Source organism: Pseudarthrobacter linnaei (assembly GCF_055412825.1).
Map to the genome: position 1 here is coordinate 28,604 of NZ_JBVAYX010000028.1, position 15,267 is coordinate 43,870.

Sequence of the window (15,267 nt, forward strand, 5' to 3'; positions counted from 1 at the left end):
AACCGACCAGACTGCACAAACTGCAATGCCGGACGCTGGCACGGCTGGCACTCTTGTGCAGTCTGGTCAGTGATTTGGCGGCTGATTGCACAGCAATGGCCGGGTGACTAGGGTCACAGGGATGGACACACTTCCCGTGGTTTCCGGCAATGCCGCCGAACCGCTCACTCCCGCCCAGCTCCGCGAGCTCTATTCGCTGATGGTGGCGGTCCGCCACCTCGATACCTCGGCCATCGCCTGGCAGCGCCAGGGCATCATCCCCGGCTACGCGCCCGAACTCGGCCAGGAGGCGGCCCAGGTGGGCAGCGGCTACGCCGTGGACACCACCCGGGACTTCGTCTTCCCCACCTATCGCGAGATGGGCGTGGCCCGCACCATGGGCGTTGACATGGTGGCGTACATGTCCACCCACAAGGCCACCTGGCACGGCGGCCTGTACGACCCCCTGGAGTCCCGGCTCGCCCCGATCCAGGCCGTCGTCGCCGGCTCCGTGCTGCACGCCGTCGGCTGGGCCCACGGCCAGACGCTGTCCGCCGGCACCGCCGGGACCCACGCTGCCCACACCGATGGCAAACTCGGCGTCGCGCTGACCTACTTCGGCGACGGCGCCTCCTCCCAGGGCGATGTTCACGAGGCCCTGAACTTCGCCGCGGTGATGAAGGCCCCCGTGGTGTTCTTCGTCCAGAACAACGGCTGGGCGATCTCGGTCCCCACCGAACGACAGGTGGCCGGCGGCTCCGTCGCCGCCCGCGCCGCCGGCTACGGCATGCCGGCGCTGCAGATCGACGGCGACGACGTCGTCGCCGTGGTCGAGGCCACCCGCCGCGCCTTCGCGCACGCCCGGGCCGGGAACGGCCCGGTGCTGATCGAGGCCATGACCTACCGCCGCGGCCCGCATTCGACCTCGGATGATCCGGGACGCTACCGCTCGCTCGATGAGGAGCGCGACGGCGCCGGCACCGACCCGCTGGAGCGCTTCCGGCAGCGGCTGCTCGCCGACGGCATCGCCGATGATGCCTTCTTCGCCGAGGCCCTCGCCGCGGCCAAGGCCGAGGAGGAACAGATCCGCACCGGCATCCAGGCGCTCGGCTCCCGCCCCGGCACCGAAATGTTTGACCTGGTCTTCCAGGAAACCACCCCTGCCCTGCAGGCCCAGGCCGCCAACTGGCGCGAGGAGTCCGAACATGTCTAACTCGATTCTTGAAGGCAGAGACGCAGCAGGCGAGAGCACTGCCGAAAGCACTGCCGACAACACCGCCGACAACACCGCCACGAGCGCAGTAACACCGGCGGCCCTCACCACCGTGATGTCCATGCAGCAGGCCCTCAACCGGGCCCTCGATGAGGTGCTCGCGGAAAACCCGAAGACCCTGATCTTCGGCGAGGACTGCGGCCGGCTCGGCGGTGTCTTCCGCATCACCGACGGCCTGCAGGCCAAACACGGCGAACAGCGCGTTTTCGACACGCCGCTGGCTGAATCCGGCATCCTCGGCATGTCCGTGGGCCTGGCAATGGCCGGATTCCACCCCATCCCGGAGGTCCAGTTCGACGGCTTCGCCTACCCGGCGATCAACCAGATCGTTTGCCAGATCGCCCGGATGAACTACCGCAGCCGCGGCACCCTGCCGATGCCTATCACCCTGCGGGTTCCCAGCTTCGGCGGCATCCGGGCCCCCGAACACCACGGCGAAAGCCTAGAGTCGCTCTTCGCGCACGTCCCCGGCCTCAAGGTGGTTTCGCCGTCGAACCCGCACGAGGCATACCACCTGCTCAAGTACGCCGCGACGCGGCCGGACCCGGTGATCTTCATGGAGCCGAAGTCGCGGTACTGGCAGAAGGGCGAGGTGGACGTCGCCAGCCACGATGCCGCCGGCGGCTCCCCCACCGGGGCGAAGGTCATGCGCGAAGGCCGGCACCTGACCCTCGTCGCGTGGGGCGCCATGGTGGCCCGCTGCCTCCAGGTGGCCGAGCTCGCCGCCGAGGACGGGATCGACATCGAGGTCCTGGACCTGCGCTGGCTCAAGCCGATCGACGCCGCGGCACTGGCCGCCTCCGTACGCAAGACGCGCCGCGCCGTCGTCGTCCATGAAGCGCCGCTCACCTCAGGCCTGGGCGCCGAGGTGGCCCAGCTGATCACCCAGAGCTGCTTCGACACGCTCAGGGCCCCGGTGGAACGGGTCACCGGCTTCGATGTCCCGTACCCTTCGGGAGACCTGGAGGACGAATACATCCCGAACATTGACCGGATCCTCTTCGGGATCCAGCGAGTATTGGAGTACAAACGTGGCTGAAATTTCCTTCCCGCTCCCGGACCTCGGCGAGGGCTTGATCGAGGCAACCGTGCTGGAATGGCTGGTGGCCCCGGGCGACCAGGTCGAGCGCAACCAGCCCCTCGTCGAGGTCGAAACCACCAAATCAGCCGTTGAATTGCCCAGTCCGCAGGCAGGTAAAGTGGTGCGTATCCACGGCGGGCCCGGCGACAAGATCAATGTCGGCGAGCCCCTGATTGTGTTTGAGGTGCCGGACAACACCGCCGGCATTGTGGGCACGGTCCCGAAGGAAGAGGCACCGAAGCGCCGGGTCCGCCTGAGCGCCGTACTTGATGAGGACTGACACCATGAGCGGCAGACACACCGGCGAACAGCATTCCCACACCGTCGAGGGTACCGACCCCCAGCTGTACGTCGGAGTGCACGAGCCCGGAACCGACGCCGGGCTCCGCCCGGTGCTGCTGCTGCACGGCTTCTCCTCCTCCTCCAAGCTCAACTGGGAGGACACCGGCTGGCTCGCGGCGCTGCTGGAGGCCGGCCGCCGCGTCATCACGGTGGATCTGCCCGGCCACGGCCGCAGCGGCGCCCCCGAGGACATGGACTCCTATACGCCCAGCAGGATCCGCGCCGATCTGCTGCAGATCGCGTTCGACGCCGGAGTCCGGCCCCTGCGCGAGGGCGACCCGTCCAGCGGGCTGGACCTGATCGGCTACTCGCTCGGCTCCCGGCTCGCCTGGGAGTTCGGCGCCACCCAGCACGAGCTGGTGCACCGGCTGGTCCTGGGCGGACCCAACGTCTCCGATCCGCTGGCCGACTTCGACCTCGTTGCCGCGCAGCGCTACCTGGCCGACGGCACTCCGATCGCCGACGCGTCCACCGCCGGACTGCTGAAGCTGGCCCAGATGCTGCCGAGCAACAACATCTTCTCGCTGCTGTCCCTCGTGGAAGCCGTCAAAAGCGAGCCGTTCGACCCCGCCGAGGCCGTGCCGCATGTGCCGATGCTGCTGGTGGCCGGGGAAAAGGACGACCGTGCCGCGTCAATGCCGGAACTCGCGGCGCTGGGCGCCAAGGCGGGCGCCCTGGTCGAGCAGCTGGTCCTGCCGGGCCGGAACCACACCAACGCCATCACTAGCCGTGCGTTCAAGCAGGGGGCCATCAGCTTCCTGGGCGTCTGATCTCCCCCAGCCTCACACCAACGCGGGGTCACTTCCGGCCCATCCGAACGAGGCGGATGGGCGTGAAGTGACCCCGCGTTGGTTTCGGGGACCTGGGTCCGGGGTCTAGTAGTCGACGCCCGGTTCGGGAGTCCCGGCCATCTGGAAGCATGCGGAGGAGGACAAAACGTGGAGCGCGTGCCGCTCCGGGTTAAACTCGATCGAGTGCCGGTAGCCTTCCTCACTCACGATCACCAGTTCCGGGTCGCCGTTGACGCTCGTCTTGTCCCTGACGGTCCAGCCGCTCTTGGCCGACCATTCGGCCTTGATCTGCTCCAGCAAGGCCGGGCCCTCGGCGTTCGCGCTGAGGACAACATTCATCGTCCCCGGCCAGTAGTAGCCGCCGGTCTCGCACTCAAAGAGGGCGCGGGACGTGGCGGTCTGTCTCGTCGTCGACACGGCTGCCGGCGGGACCACCGACAGCAGTTCGTCCTGCTGGCTGCGGGTGGACTGTTTCGCGGTGTCAAGATCCATGTTGGGGCTCAGCGGTTCGGCGGCAGGTGGGGCACAGGCCGCCAGTGCGGCCGCCAGGCAGGTGACGGCAACGACTGCAGGCAGCCGGGCGAGCAGCTTAATGACGTTCAATTTCGGCTCCCAAAGATCGTGCGTGCGGTCTCCGTGCGGGCCTCCCGGTTCCGGGCAGGGTCATCGCGGAGATTCTTCCGCCGGGGCGGCCGACCGCACCCCGGACATGCTACAGCCGTTTTTCCATTCCCTGGATGGATGGAATTGCCCGAGGACGAATCCCGGCACCGGCCTCGCGCAGCTACCCCGCCGGACGTAGGCTGGCGGCAGCGGGGTGTGTAACCGGAAAAGGTCTCCATGGGCATGCGCTTTACTGACCGCGGGCAGGCAGGCAGGCTCCTGGCCGCCGCCCTCCCCCAGTTCCGCGGACGCCCGGGCACCGTGGTGCTGGGCCTCTCCCGCGGCGGTGTCCCGGTTGCCGCCGAGGCCGCCGCAGCGCTCCGGCTGGACTGGGACGTGCTTCCGGTCCGGAAGCTGGGGATTCCCGGGGCACGGGGAAACCGCCTTCGGTGCGCTGGCCGCGGTCGGCGGCCGGGTGGTGCGGGTCCTGAACCGGCCTTTTGTAGACGAGCTGCTTGAGCTGGGCATCCCACAGTCGGCCCTCGATGAGGTGGTGAGGATCGAGCAGGCGGAACTGGAGCGCCGCGCAGGAGCGTATCCGGGGCCGCGGCTGCCGCTGGCAGGCAGAACCGTGATCGTGGCCGACGACGGGATGGCCACGGGAGCGACGATGCGGGCGGCCGTCGAGGCGGTGCGGGCGGCCGGTGTGGCAACCGTCGTCGTCGGGGTTCCGGTTGCCTCGCTGGAGGCACAGGCGTCCCTGCAGCAGATCACCGACGCCGTCGTAAGCCTCTTCATTCCCGGCCAGTTCCGCGCCGTCGGCAGCTATTACCGCACCTTCCGGCAGGTGCGGGACGCGGACGTCGTCCGGCTGCTGGGTGCCCGGCCGGCCTGAACAGCAACGCGGGGTCAGATACGGCCCATGCGGGGCCGCTTTATGGGCGCGATGTGACCCCGCGTTGGTTAAAAAGGAGGGCACAGACCTTGCGGCCCGTGCCCGTCCTGTCTTGCTTGCTTGTTGCTAGTGCCTTGCCGCTTCATCCGTTGCGCCGTGGCTGACGCCGAGCGGGCGGCCCTTGGTTTCCCCGGCCAGCAGGACGCCGGCGGCGGAGATGACGCAGAGGATCATGATGTAGATGCCGATGGAACCGGTCCACCCGGTGCCCTGCAGCAGGGCCTCCGCGATGGTGGCCGCGAACGCACCGCCCAGGATGGCGCCGAAGGCGTAGCCAATCGAAATGCCCGAGTAGCGCACGTTCGCCGGGAACATCTCGGCGTACATCGCGGACATCGGGCCGTAGGACAGGCCCAGGCCGATGGTCAGGACGAACAGCGCGACGCCGTAAAGCACGATGTTCTTGGTGTCGATCAGGGCGAACATCGGGATCATCCAGGTGAAGACGATGCCGTAGCCGATCAGGAAGGTCTTGACACGGCCGATCTTGTCCGACAGCCAGCCGCCGACCAGGGTGAAGATCAGCCAGCCGAACGACGCCAGCGTGGTGGCCAGCAGGATCTGCGCGACGGGCATCTTCAGGGACTTGGTGGCGTAGGAGATGAAGAAGGCGATCAGCAGGTAGCCGGCAGCGTTGTTGCCGATGAAGATCATCGTCGAGTAGAGAACGGCCTTCTTGTGCTTGCGGATGAGCTCTCCGAGCGGAGCCTTGCTCTCTTCCTTGCGGTCCTGCATCTCCTTGAAGACGGGGCTCTCGGCCACGGCGCGGCGGATCAGGTAGCCGACGATGATCAGCACGATGGACAGCAGGAACGGCACACGCCAGCCCCAGGAGGCGAAGTCTTCCTTGGACATGGACGTGTTGAGGAAGTACAGCAGGCCGGTGGCGAGGATCATGCCGACCGGAACACCGATCTGCGGGTACGCCCCGAACAGACCGCGCTTGCTCTTGGGAGCGTGCTCGACGGCCATCAGGGCGGCGCCGCCCCATTCCCCGCCGGCGGAGAAGCCCTGGATAATGCGGAGCAGGATCAGCAGGATCGGAGCCCAGACGCCGATCTGGGCGTAGGTCGGCAGCATGCCGATCAGCGCCGTGGCGGCACCCATCATGATCAGGGTGAAGACCAGCATGGCCTTGCGGCCGAGGCGGTCACCCAGGTGGCCGGCGACGATGGCGCCGAGCGGGCGGAACAGGAAGCTGATGCCGATAAGGGCAAAGGACAGGATCTGCGCCAGGCCCGGGTTGGAGGCGTTCAGGGGCGCCAGGAACAGCGGCGAGAGCAGTGTGGCTGTCAGTTGGGCGAAGATGAAGAAGTCGTACCACTCGATGGTGGTCCCGACCAGGGTGCCCGCGAGGACCTTGCGTTCCTCATGCTTGCTGCTGGGGCCCGCCTCAGAATCGACACGTGAAGTTGCGGTCATTGGAACTCCGTTGCTGGGGGCAGAGGTTCTGCCCGGGTGGGTGCGGTGCGAATAACTGAATGCCTCTAGCATTTACTGATCGAACGGTCAGTTAGTATTCAGAATACTACTATGAAATGTGTGACAGGGCACACATCCCTGGAAAAAAGCTTTTCCGCCGCCGAAAAGTGACGGGAAAGCCTTTCTGCGGGGTCAGTCTGTGCGGTTCAGGAACTCCCGCACCCGGGCCCGGACGGGCCCGCGGTCGTAGCTGTTCACCATGGCGCCGGCCATCCGGACCGGATCCCCGAAGAAGAAGTACTCGTAGAGCGACTGCCGGCCGGAAAAGCCGGAGACCGAGGCGTCGAAGGCGAGCTTGAACAGCCGCACCCGCTCCGGGCCGGTCAGTGACTTGCCCTGCAGGTACATCTCAATGTCGGCCCGGGCGTCGCTGTTGACGTCCGCCTCGCCGGGGAGCGCCATCAGGCCGGACGCGGAGAATTTGCGGATGATCTGCGGGAAGCGCTGGGCGACCTTCGGGTACCAGTTGCGGGCGGCGTTCAGCGTGGACCACTTTGGCAGCATGACGCCGGCATCGTTGAGCGCCGCATCCGCCTCGGAGGCCCGGACCAGCGCCCGGCCGATTTCGACGTCGACAATCAGTTCCGCGATGTCCTCCTGGATGTGCTGGAAGCCCTCGATGCCGATCGAGTCGGCGAGTTCGGAGGCCAGGCCCAGGAAGAACTCGCTCTTGGCGATGGTACGGGTGACCACCTGGTGGGTCATGAGGGCGCCGGCGCCGGTTTCGGAGTAGAAGCCGTTGCACAGCTGCGGGTTGCCAAGCATGAAGATGCGCTCGTTGGGGACGAAGACGTGGTCGAAGACCGCCACGGCGTCCATTTCCTCATAGCGGGACGCGAGCGGCTCGTCGTGGATGCTGCCGCCGTTGTACAGCGACGTGCGGCAGAGGTAGCGCAGGCCCGGCGTGTCGTTGGGGATGGCGAAGGCGTAGGAGTACGGGGCGTCCTCCGGCGTGCCGCGGAGCACCGTGGAGGGGAAGACAAGCAGCTCGTCCGCGATCGGGGCGATGGTGGCCAGCATCCGGGCGCCCTGGATGACGATGCCGTCCTCGCGCTCCTCGACAATCCGGGCCGAGAGTTGGCCGCCGAGCTGCTCGGAGCCGGAGACGGAGCGGTTGGCCTGCGGCGGGATCAGCGTGTGCGTGGCGAGGACGTCGTTTTCCCGGGCCCACTCGTAGTAGTTGCGGACGTTCTCGCCGAACTTGGGATCGGCCTGCGAAAACCACTTCCCCGCCGTGCTGAGGGCGGTAAGCGAGGAGTTCATGTAGTCGCCCGAGCGGCCCAGGAAGCCATTGGAGGACTCGGCCCAGGTCGAAATGGCACGGCGGCGGCGCTCAAGGTCCTCAACGGTCCTCGGCACCAGGAAGGAGGCGTTGACGCGGTCGCCACTGGTGGGCGAGGTGTAGGTCAGCGCATCCTGGTATGCCGGGTCGTGCTGCATGTCGAAGAGCCTGGCAAAGGAGCGCGCCACGTTGCGGAACGCGGGGTGCTCGGCGACCTTGTCGCTGACCACCTCGCCGTCGATCACCACGTGGGGCGTCATGGCGTTGAGTTTGTCCAGGTACTGCTGTCCGGTACGGATACCCATGGTTGTTCCTCCAGTCGGCGTCGAGCTGAATCGAAATCAGAGCAGGTCTTCCATGCCCAGCTGGCTCTCGGGGATGGTGGTGAACGTACTGTTCGCGTAGGCCAGCGCATCGCCGTTGCGGTAGTTGAAGTCCACGACCTCACCGAGGTATAGCGTGTGGTCGCCGCCGTCGTACGCCGCCCAGGGCTGGCACACGAAATAGGCAAGCACATGGGAGAGCCGCGGCGCCGTTCCGCCCTCCACCCAGAGCGGCTCTGGTCCGGGACGGCCGGCAAAGTGCATCGCGAGGTGCCGCTGCTCCGCGCCCAGGATGTTGACCGTGAACGGCCGGCCGGCGAGCTCGTCGTGGGCCTTCGCTGTGCGGGCGATGCTCACGAGCACCAGCGGCGGCTCCATGGACACGGACGTGAAGGAATTGACGGTGATGCCATGACGCTTCGTGGCGCCGTCAAAGGTCACAATCGCCACTCCGGTGGCGAACCGGCCCAGGCTGCCGCGGAAGTGGTGGGCCCGCGCGCCGGGCGTGCGGCCCGGATCAACCGGGACAGGCCCGGTGCGGGGCTTGGCAATCATCAGTGATCCCTTGCGGTGCGTGACGGCTGGTCGCTGGGGGTGCGCCTCATCGATAAAAGTTCTATAATCGAACGGATAGTTCCCATATAGAACGCTAACGCACTGTGAGGCGGAGCACAAGGGCCGGATGGCGCATCCAGGGCCTCCCCGCCGCCCGCACCTAGGATGGACAAATGACCCCGACCGCCGGCAGCGCCCAGGCCTCCCCGTCCCAGACGTTGTCGCGCGGCATCCGCGCCCTCGAAATCCTGGCCGACGCCCAGCACCCGCTCACCATCGCCGAACTGGCCGACGCCATGGGAGTGCACCGCTCCGTGGCCTACCGCATCCTCCGCACCCTTGAAGACCACTCCCTGCTGGTGCGCGACGACGGCGGCCGGGTCCAGCCCGGCCCCGGCCTGGCCGTCCTGGCCCGCGGCGTTTCGCGGAACCTGCAGACGGCGGCACTGCCGGAGCTCACCCAGCTAGCCAACACGCTGATGATGAGCGCCTTCGTTGCCGTCTGGGACCACGCGGAATGCGTCACGCTGGTCACCGTGGATCCACGCCACACCGGTGCCACCGTGGTCCAGCATCCAGGCTCCCGGCATCCGATCAGCGCCGGCGCCCCCGGGATCGCGATCCAGTCGGCGTTGTCCGAAGAGGAATGGGCCGCGGCCGCCCCCGGCATTCCCTACCGGGCCGAAGCGGCCGAGGCGCGCCGCCGGGGTTATGCCGCCAGCCACGACGAGGTCATCTCCGGCGTTTCCTCGCTGGCCGTACCGGTCCGGGTTCCGGGCGGGCGTCCGGCGGCTCTCGCCGTCGTGTACATCCGCGCTGCGCAGGACCCCGGTGAGGTCGCCGCGGCCCTGGCCGCCAGCGCCCGTCGCATCGAGAGCCAGCTGGGCTGACAATCGCGGGGCACTCCCCCTCCGGCCGGGGCTGCCCGGTCCGGGAATGCTTGACAAGCAGCCCTGTCTCGGGCAGTTTGTATCGTATACGATTTAATACTCAATGAGGAGATGTGATGGCCGAGCACTACATTCCAGACGACCTACCGACGCGGATCCGCCACTACATCGACGGCGAATTCGTTGATTCCGTCAGCGGCAGGACCTTCGATGTCCTCGACCCTGTGTCCAACACCAATTACGCCACCGCCGCCGCCGGCCAGAAAGAGGACATCGACCTCGCCGTCGCCGCTGCCCGTAAGGCCTTCACCACCGGCCCGTGGCCGAAGATGAAACCGCGCGAACGCGCCCGCGTCCTGAACCGGATCGCCGACGCCGTCGAGGCCCAGGAGACCCGGCTGGCCCAGCTGGAGACCTTCGACACCGGCCTGCCGATCACCCAGGCCAAGGGACAGGCCCTCCGCGCCGCGGAGAACTTCCGGTTCTTCGCGGACCTGATCGTGGCGCAGTTCGACGACGCCATGAAGGTCCCCGGCGCGCAGATCAACTACGTGAACCGCAAGCCGATTGGCGTCGCCGGCCTCATCACCCCGTGGAACACCCCATTCATGCTGGAGTCCTGGAAGCTGGCGCCCGCGCTGGCCACCGGCAACACCGTGGTCCTCAAACCGGCCGAATTCACGCCGCTCTCCGCCTCGCTCTGGGCGCAGATCTTCAAGGACGCCGGACTCCCCGACGGGGTGTTCAACCTGGTCAACGGCCTCGGCGAGGAAGCCGGCGACGCCCTGGTCAAACACCCGGACGTGCCGCTGATCTCCTTCACCGGGGAGACCACCACCGGCAAGACGATCTTCCGCAACGCCGCGGAGAACCTCAAGGGCCTGTCCATGGAGCTCGGCGGCAAGTCACCGTGCGTCGTGTTCGCCGACGCCGACCTCGACGCCGCGATCGACTCCACCCTGTTCGGCGTCTTCTCGCTCAACGGCGAGCGCTGCACCGCCGGCTCCCGCATCCTCGTCCATCTGGACATCTACGAGGAATTCTGCGAGAAGTACGCCGCCCGCGCGAAGAACATCGTGGTCGGTGACCCGCACGACCCGAAGACCGAAGTCGGCGCCCTGGTCCACCCGGAACACTATGCCAAGGTGGCCCGCTACGTGGAGATCGGCAAGACCGAGGGCCGGCTGCTGGCCGGCGGCGGCCGGCCCGAGGGGCTCCCAACGGGCAACTACATCGCGCCGACCGTCTTCGCCGACGTCGCCCCGGATGCGCGGATCTTCCAGGAGGAGATCTTCGGTCCCGTCGTCGCGATCACCCCGTTCGCGGACGACGCCGAGGCGCTGGCCCTGGCGAACAACACCCGGTACGGGCTGGCCGGCTATGTCTGGACCAACGACCTGACCCGGGCGCACAACTTCTCGCAGAACCTCGAGGCCGGCATGGTCTGGCTCAACAGCCACAACGTCCGGGACCTCCGCACCCCCTTCGGCGGGGTCAAATCCTCCGGTCTGGGCCACGAGGGCGGCTACCGCTCCATCGACTTCTACACCGACCAGCAGGCCGTCCACATCACCCTCGGCGCCGTGCACACCCCGAAGTTCGGTACCGCGGCGGCGCAGTAGCGCATCAGCGATGCCGTCCGGGTGGAGGTCCCGCTGGGCTTCCCTACGGGCTCTTCTCCGACGTCGACCCGGAGAGGAGCGCGGCGTCAAGCTCGGCACTCAGCTCGAGCCCCGGTTGCCCTATCACTTTCGGTCCTTCTCAGGCGCTCATAGCAACTCCAAGTGACAGGGCATCCGCGGGCCCGCCGGGGGTCAGCCGCCCGCCGCCGTCCTGCTCCGGCGGTGGAGGACGACGGTGTGCGCCGCTCCCAGCAGGAACAGGGCTGTGGCGGCGCACACCGGCACGAGGAATGCCGTGGAGTAGCCCTGGTGCTGCGTCAACTGCCCCGCGATGGACGAGCCGATCGCGGTGCCAGCCACGATGCCGCTGGCCAGCGCGGTCATGACCGTGCCGAGTTTTCCCGCCGGGGCGACGAGTCCGCCGATCGCGAAGACGGTGACCATCAGCGGTCCCACCGGGAGGCCCAGGGCCAGGAGCACAAGGATCATGGGAAGCGCCGTCGAGGGCAGCAACAGCAGCAGCGCCAGTCCGGCCATCAGCGCCGCGCAGGCCAGCCAGCGGGCGTTGGCGGTGAGCCGTTGCGGCCAATACGGGACCGACAGGGCCGCCGCGGCGGAGCTCAGGCCCATCACCGCGTAGAGCAGGCCGGCCAGTTCTGAGGTCGCGAAGCTGGCCGAAAAAGAACTCAGCGACGTCTGGGTGGAGCCGAAGAACGTGCCCATGCAGACCATGGCCAGCACGGGAAGGGCGACGGCGGCGACGGCGCCCGCGCGCTGGCCGGCCGGCTGGGACGCCCGGCGCTGTTTCTCCCGGGCGGCCCCGACCGCTGTCCGTGCGGGCGTCCGGACCACCGCCTGATGTGTGGGGTGCACGGCGAAGGCCGGTACGAGCGTAATGGTCAGGGCCGCGGCGAGGGCGAGCGGCAGCCACGGCGCGACCAGGCTGGCCAGGATTCCCACCAGCGCCGGGCCCAGGACGAAGGTCAGTTCGTCGGCGGTGCTTTCGTAGGACAGCGCCGTGTCCAGGTCCGCATGGTCGGCATTGCGCCCGCCGCGCGCCTTGCCCGGGTCCGCGTGGTCGGCATTGCGCCCTTTGCGGGAGGTCAGGGCCATCCAGCGGACCCGGGCAAGCGGTCCCACCTGCGGGCAGCTGACACCGGCCACGAAGGCGGCCACCAGGACCGGAACGGCGGCCGCGAGGTCCTGCCCGCCGGGGATCCGGTAGGCGGCGAGGATCAGTGCGATGACGGCGACGGTGTTAGAGACGGCGGCGAACACCAGCACGGGGCGTTGGCCCCGGCGGTCCGCCAGCGCGCCGAGGATGGGGGCGCCGAGCGCCGAGCCGATGCCGACGGCGCCGGCGGACATGCCGCCGACTGCGTAGGAGCCGGTGACGGCGGTGACCAGGGTGAGGGCTCCGACGGTGAGCATTGCGAGCGGCAGGCGGGCAAAGAGGCCAATGGGGATGAAGCTTCGGCCGGCCAGCAGCGGCAGCCGGGCGTACCGCCCGGGTGCGCGCGGTTCCGGCGGCGCGGGGGCGGACCCTGGAAGGGCAGCGCCATTGTCAGGACGGTGGGGCGCCGCGGAAGCGGGCGCCTCGGAGGGCGTTGAAAGAGTCATGATTCCGGGTTCGTTCAAGGGTGCGCATCGTCCCTCCTCCCGATGCGCGCGACCCGGTAACTCAGCAATTGTATCCGCTGGTGTGCCTGATTGCGCAGGCCAGGCGGCCGTTGCGGCCGGGCCCGGACGCACGGATCAGACCGGCGCGTCGGCGGATATATGCAGGGTGGAACCGTTGCGTCCCTTGACCACCTGGAGCTGGGTGCTGATGCGCTGTTTCATTTCCCCAACATGGCTCACCAGACCGACGACGCGCCCGCCGTCCCGGAGCCCCTCCAGGGCGTCCATGACCTGCTCGAGGGCCTGTTCGTCGAGGCTGCCGAAGCCCTCGTCCACGAACAGCGTCTCGATGTCCACACCGCCGGATTCCTGCTGCACCACATCCGCGAGTCCGAGGGCCAGCGCGAGCGAGGCCATAAAGGACTCGCCGCCGGACAGTGTTGCGGTGTCGCGCCGCTGCCCGGTCCACTCGTCCACCACCTCCAGGCCGAGGCCGGACTTCGCACCGCGGGCGGCCTTGGCGTCCGTGTGCTGCAGGGTGTAGCGGCCGTCGCTCATCCCGATCAGCCGTTCCGAGGCCGCCACTGCCACCTGTTCGAGCCTCGCGGCGAGCACATAACTGTTCAGGCTCATGCGGTAGTTGTTGTCTCCCGTGCCGCGGGCCGTGTCGGCGACGGCGGTCAGCAGCTGCGCCCGTCCGCGCGGTTCCCGTCCGGACTCGGCAAGCTGCGCGTAGTCGGCGGCGATGGTGCCCAGGGCCTGTACGGATTTTTCCGCCAGGCCGGCTGCGAGGTCCGCGTCCCGGGCTGAGCGGTCCGCCGCAGCGGCGTCTGCGCGGAGCTGTTCCACAAGCCCCTCGACGAGTGGTCCCTCTATTTCCAGCTCGCGCGAGGCCAGCACAAGTTCCTCACTGGCGAAGAGTTCCTCGATCCGGGCCGCTTCGTCCTGGCCGGCACGGACGGCGGCTTCCAGTGCCTCGGCGTCCGAGGCCGGGAGCAGCACCGCCCGGGCCGCGTCCGCGGACTCGAAGCCGGTGCCCGGAAGCGCCAGCTCCAGCTGCAACCGGGCTTCAGCGGAACGGGCCGTGGCCTGTTCCAGCCGGGTCCGCGCCGCATCGGCGCGTTCCAGCACGGCGGCGCTGCCATCCAGCGCCGCGATGCGCTTAGCCAGGACAGGGTGGCCCGCCCGGAGTTTGTCGAGCGCCAGTTCGAGGGCCTCGGCCTGGTCCCGGACTTCCGTGAGGGTGGATTCGGTCTGCGCGATGCCTGCCGCCGCGGCCGCCTGGTCCTGCTCTGCGGCGGTGATCTCCTCGTTCAGTTCGGCGTGCCGCACGCGGCTGGCGGCAAGCTCCGACGCCGCGCGGCGCGCCTCGGCGGCACGTTCCTTTGCCAGGCTGGCCTCCAGGGTGGCGTCCTCGGGTTCGGTGTTGCCTCCCTGGGCCGCCAGCACGGCGACGGACTGCTGGGCCTCGGAGAGGTCGCGGCCGAGCGCCCCCAGCGCGGCTTCCGCCGCCTCGCAGGCCTGCTGAGCGGTCTCCTCGGCCTCGGCCACGGTCAGGGCGGAGGCCGCGGCCGGGGCAGGTGCCGGGTGTTCGGGGCTGCCGCACACAGCACAGGGGACGCCCGGCTTCAGCTGGGACGCGAGTTCCGCGGCAGCGTTGGCCAGCCGTTCCTCGCGGAGATCGAGCCAGCGCTGGCGGCGGTCCTGGTAGTCCTCCCGGGCGCGGCCGTGGCGTTCGGCGACGGCGCCACACTCGTTCCCGGCCGCGGCGTAGCGCCGCACCAGGACCAGCAGCTCCTCCGCGGCGGCGGCCTCTTTCGTCCGCAGCTGCACCTCGGCGGCGAGTTCTTCGAGCGGACGCAACCCGGCGGTCAGTGCCTCGGATTCCCGGCGCCGGGCGGCCAGGGCAGCAGCCCCGGAGGTCCGGCCCGCTTCCAGCTGCGCCAGACTCAGGCGCAACTGGGTGGTGCGGTTGAGAAGTCCGGTGAGTCTGGCTTCGTCGGGCAGCCGCTCCTCCAGGACCGCGCGCAGTGAGCGCAGTCCGCGCAGCGCAGACCGCAAGTCGTCCCCATCGTAGGTGGAGCCGTCCTCGCTGGAGCTGCCGCAGGTGGAGCTTCCGGCGCTGCCCGCGATGCCAGGGCTGTCACCGGACTCCAGGTCGGCGATGCCACCCGGGGTGCCGTTGCGCAGCGCGGCGAGTTCAGGGTCGGTGAGGGCCGCGGTGCGCAGGTCTTCGGCGGCAGCGGCCATCCCAGCCGCGGCCAGGGTCTCGGCCGTGCGGGCGCTGTCCACCGCGTGCAGTTGGCCGCTGAGGACTTCGGCCTGGCGGTGCAGCCTCAACTGTCCGCTCTTGGCAGCGGCTGCGGGCGCGGCGGCCTCAGCCTCGGCGCGCCGGCGTTCGGCCGCGGCCAGCTTGGCCTGGCGGGCGGCACGCGCTGCCGCGGTGTCCCGGGCGGACAGGCGGCCGGC

General features: G+C 68.8%; 13 protein-coding genes. 7 read left to right on the forward strand and 6 right to left on the reverse strand.

The features are described from left to right. Nucleotides 1–121 precede the first annotated feature (121 nt). The 4 genes from ACZYZ3_RS17300 to ACZYZ3_RS17315 all read left to right on the forward strand — a co-directional run bounded on the left by ACZYZ3_RS17300 (nucleotide 122) and on the right by ACZYZ3_RS17315 (nucleotide 3,445). Nucleotides 122–1,192, forward strand: a complete 1,071-nt coding sequence (locus tag ACZYZ3_RS17300) for a thiamine pyrophosphate-dependent enzyme (protein WP_463965033.1) — start codon at nucleotides 122–124, stop codon at nucleotides 1,190–1,192. Nucleotides 1,193–1,307: 115 nt separating this feature from the next. Next, a complete protein-coding gene (locus ACZYZ3_RS17305) occupies nucleotides 1,308–2,291 on the forward strand; it encodes an alpha-ketoacid dehydrogenase subunit beta (RefSeq protein WP_463965049.1) in 984 nt (327 codons plus the stop codon). Then, nucleotides 2,284–2,613, forward strand: coding sequence for a biotin/lipoyl-containing protein (locus ACZYZ3_RS17310; RefSeq protein ID WP_056426240.1), 330 nt, complete (start codon nucleotides 2,284–2,286; stop codon nucleotides 2,611–2,613). The genes ACZYZ3_RS17305 and ACZYZ3_RS17310 overlap by 8 nt, the downstream gene beginning before the upstream one ends. 4 nt (nucleotides 2,614–2,617) lie before the next feature. Then, nucleotides 2,618–3,445, forward strand: a complete 828-nt coding sequence (locus ACZYZ3_RS17315; RefSeq protein ID WP_463965034.1) for an alpha/beta fold hydrolase — start codon at nucleotides 2,618–2,620, stop codon at nucleotides 3,443–3,445. A 105-nt stretch (nucleotides 3,446–3,550) separates the two neighbouring features. Here the strand turns inward: ACZYZ3_RS17315 and ACZYZ3_RS17320 are convergent, their stop codons facing one another. After that, nucleotides 3,551–4,069, reverse strand: coding sequence for a hypothetical protein (locus ACZYZ3_RS17320; RefSeq protein WP_463965035.1), 519 nt, complete (start codon nucleotides 4,067–4,069; stop codon nucleotides 3,551–3,553). A gap of 355 nt (nucleotides 4,070–4,424) precedes the next feature. On the opposite strand from ACZYZ3_RS17320, the gene ACZYZ3_RS17325 reads away from it, so the two are divergent. After that, a complete protein-coding gene (locus ACZYZ3_RS17325) occupies nucleotides 4,425–4,964 on the forward strand; it encodes a phosphoribosyltransferase family protein (RefSeq protein ID WP_463965036.1) in 540 nt (179 codons plus the stop codon). Between the two features lie 126 nt (nucleotides 4,965–5,090). On the opposite strand, the gene ACZYZ3_RS17330 is transcribed toward ACZYZ3_RS17325, so the two are convergent. The 3 genes from ACZYZ3_RS17330 to ACZYZ3_RS17340 all read right to left on the reverse strand — a co-directional run bounded on the left by ACZYZ3_RS17330 (nucleotide 5,091) and on the right by ACZYZ3_RS17340 (nucleotide 8,666). Beyond that, complete coding sequence (locus tag ACZYZ3_RS17330) at nucleotides 5,091–6,446, reverse strand: MFS transporter (protein ID WP_463965037.1); 1,356 nt, start codon at nucleotides 6,444–6,446, stop codon at nucleotides 5,091–5,093. Between the two features lie 192 nt (nucleotides 6,447–6,638). After that, nucleotides 6,639–8,093 carry a 4-hydroxyphenylacetate 3-monooxygenase, oxygenase component gene (gene hpaB, locus ACZYZ3_RS17335; protein ID WP_463965038.1) on the reverse strand — a complete coding sequence of 485 codons (1,455 nt, stop codon included), beginning with the start codon at nucleotides 8,091–8,093 and terminating at the stop codon, nucleotides 6,639–6,641. 36 nt (nucleotides 8,094–8,129) lie between these two features. Continuing rightward, nucleotides 8,130–8,666 (reverse strand): flavin reductase family protein, encoded by a 537-nt coding sequence (locus tag ACZYZ3_RS17340; RefSeq protein ID WP_463965039.1) that lies wholly within the window; start codon nucleotides 8,664–8,666, stop codon nucleotides 8,130–8,132. A 173-nt stretch (nucleotides 8,667–8,839) separates the two neighbouring features. Here ACZYZ3_RS17340 and ACZYZ3_RS17345 point away from each other — a divergent pair, with 173 nt between their 5' ends. Beyond that, a complete protein-coding gene (locus ACZYZ3_RS17345; protein ID WP_463965040.1) occupies nucleotides 8,840–9,556 on the forward strand; it encodes an IclR family transcriptional regulator in 717 nt (238 codons plus the stop codon). A 116-nt stretch (nucleotides 9,557–9,672) separates the two neighbouring features. Further along, the gene (hpaE, locus tag ACZYZ3_RS17350; protein ID WP_463965041.1) at nucleotides 9,673–11,178 is read left to right on the forward strand and encodes a 5-carboxymethyl-2-hydroxymuconate semialdehyde dehydrogenase; all 1,506 of its coding nucleotides are present in this window, start codon (nucleotides 9,673–9,675) and stop codon (nucleotides 11,176–11,178) included. 192 nt (nucleotides 11,179–11,370) lie between these two features. On the opposite strand, the gene ACZYZ3_RS17355 is transcribed toward hpaE, so the two are convergent. Both ACZYZ3_RS17355 and ACZYZ3_RS17360 read right to left on the reverse strand, forming a co-directional pair. Further along, nucleotides 11,371–12,798 (reverse strand): MFS transporter, encoded by a 1,428-nt coding sequence (locus ACZYZ3_RS17355; RefSeq protein ID WP_463965042.1) that lies wholly within the window; start codon nucleotides 12,796–12,798, stop codon nucleotides 11,371–11,373. Nucleotides 12,799–12,933: 135 nt separating this feature from the next. After that, the coding region (locus tag ACZYZ3_RS17360) for an SbcC/MukB-like Walker B domain-containing protein (RefSeq protein ID WP_463965043.1) at nucleotides 12,934–15,267 on the reverse strand (2,334 nt) is incomplete at its 5' end.

Coding starts and splice junctions, on each gene's coding strand:
- ACZYZ3_RS17340 (WP_463965039.1), bottom strand. CDS start 8,666: ATGATTGCCAAGCCCCGCACCGGGCCTGTCCCGGTTGATCCGGGCCGC.
- ACZYZ3_RS17300 (WP_463965033.1), top strand. CDS start 122: ATGGACACACTTCCCGTGGTTTCCGGCAATGCCGCCGAACCGCTCACT.
- ACZYZ3_RS17355 (WP_463965042.1), bottom strand. CDS start 12,798: ATGACTCTTTCAACGCCCTCCGAGGCGCCCGCTTCCGCGGCGCCCCAC.
- hpaE (WP_463965041.1), top strand. CDS start 9,673: ATGGCCGAGCACTACATTCCAGACGACCTACCGACGCGGATCCGCCAC.
- ACZYZ3_RS17315 (WP_463965034.1), top strand. CDS start 2,618: ATGAGCGGCAGACACACCGGCGAACAGCATTCCCACACCGTCGAGGGT.
- ACZYZ3_RS17330 (WP_463965037.1), bottom strand. CDS start 6,446: ATGACCGCAACTTCACGTGTCGATTCTGAGGCGGGCCCCAGCAGCAAG.
- hpaB (WP_463965038.1), bottom strand. CDS start 8,093: ATGGGTATCCGTACCGGACAGCAGTACCTGGACAAACTCAACGCCATG.
- ACZYZ3_RS17345 (WP_463965040.1), top strand. CDS start 8,840: ATGACCCCGACCGCCGGCAGCGCCCAGGCCTCCCCGTCCCAGACGTTG.
- ACZYZ3_RS17305 (WP_463965049.1), top strand. CDS start 1,308: ATGTCCATGCAGCAGGCCCTCAACCGGGCCCTCGATGAGGTGCTCGCG.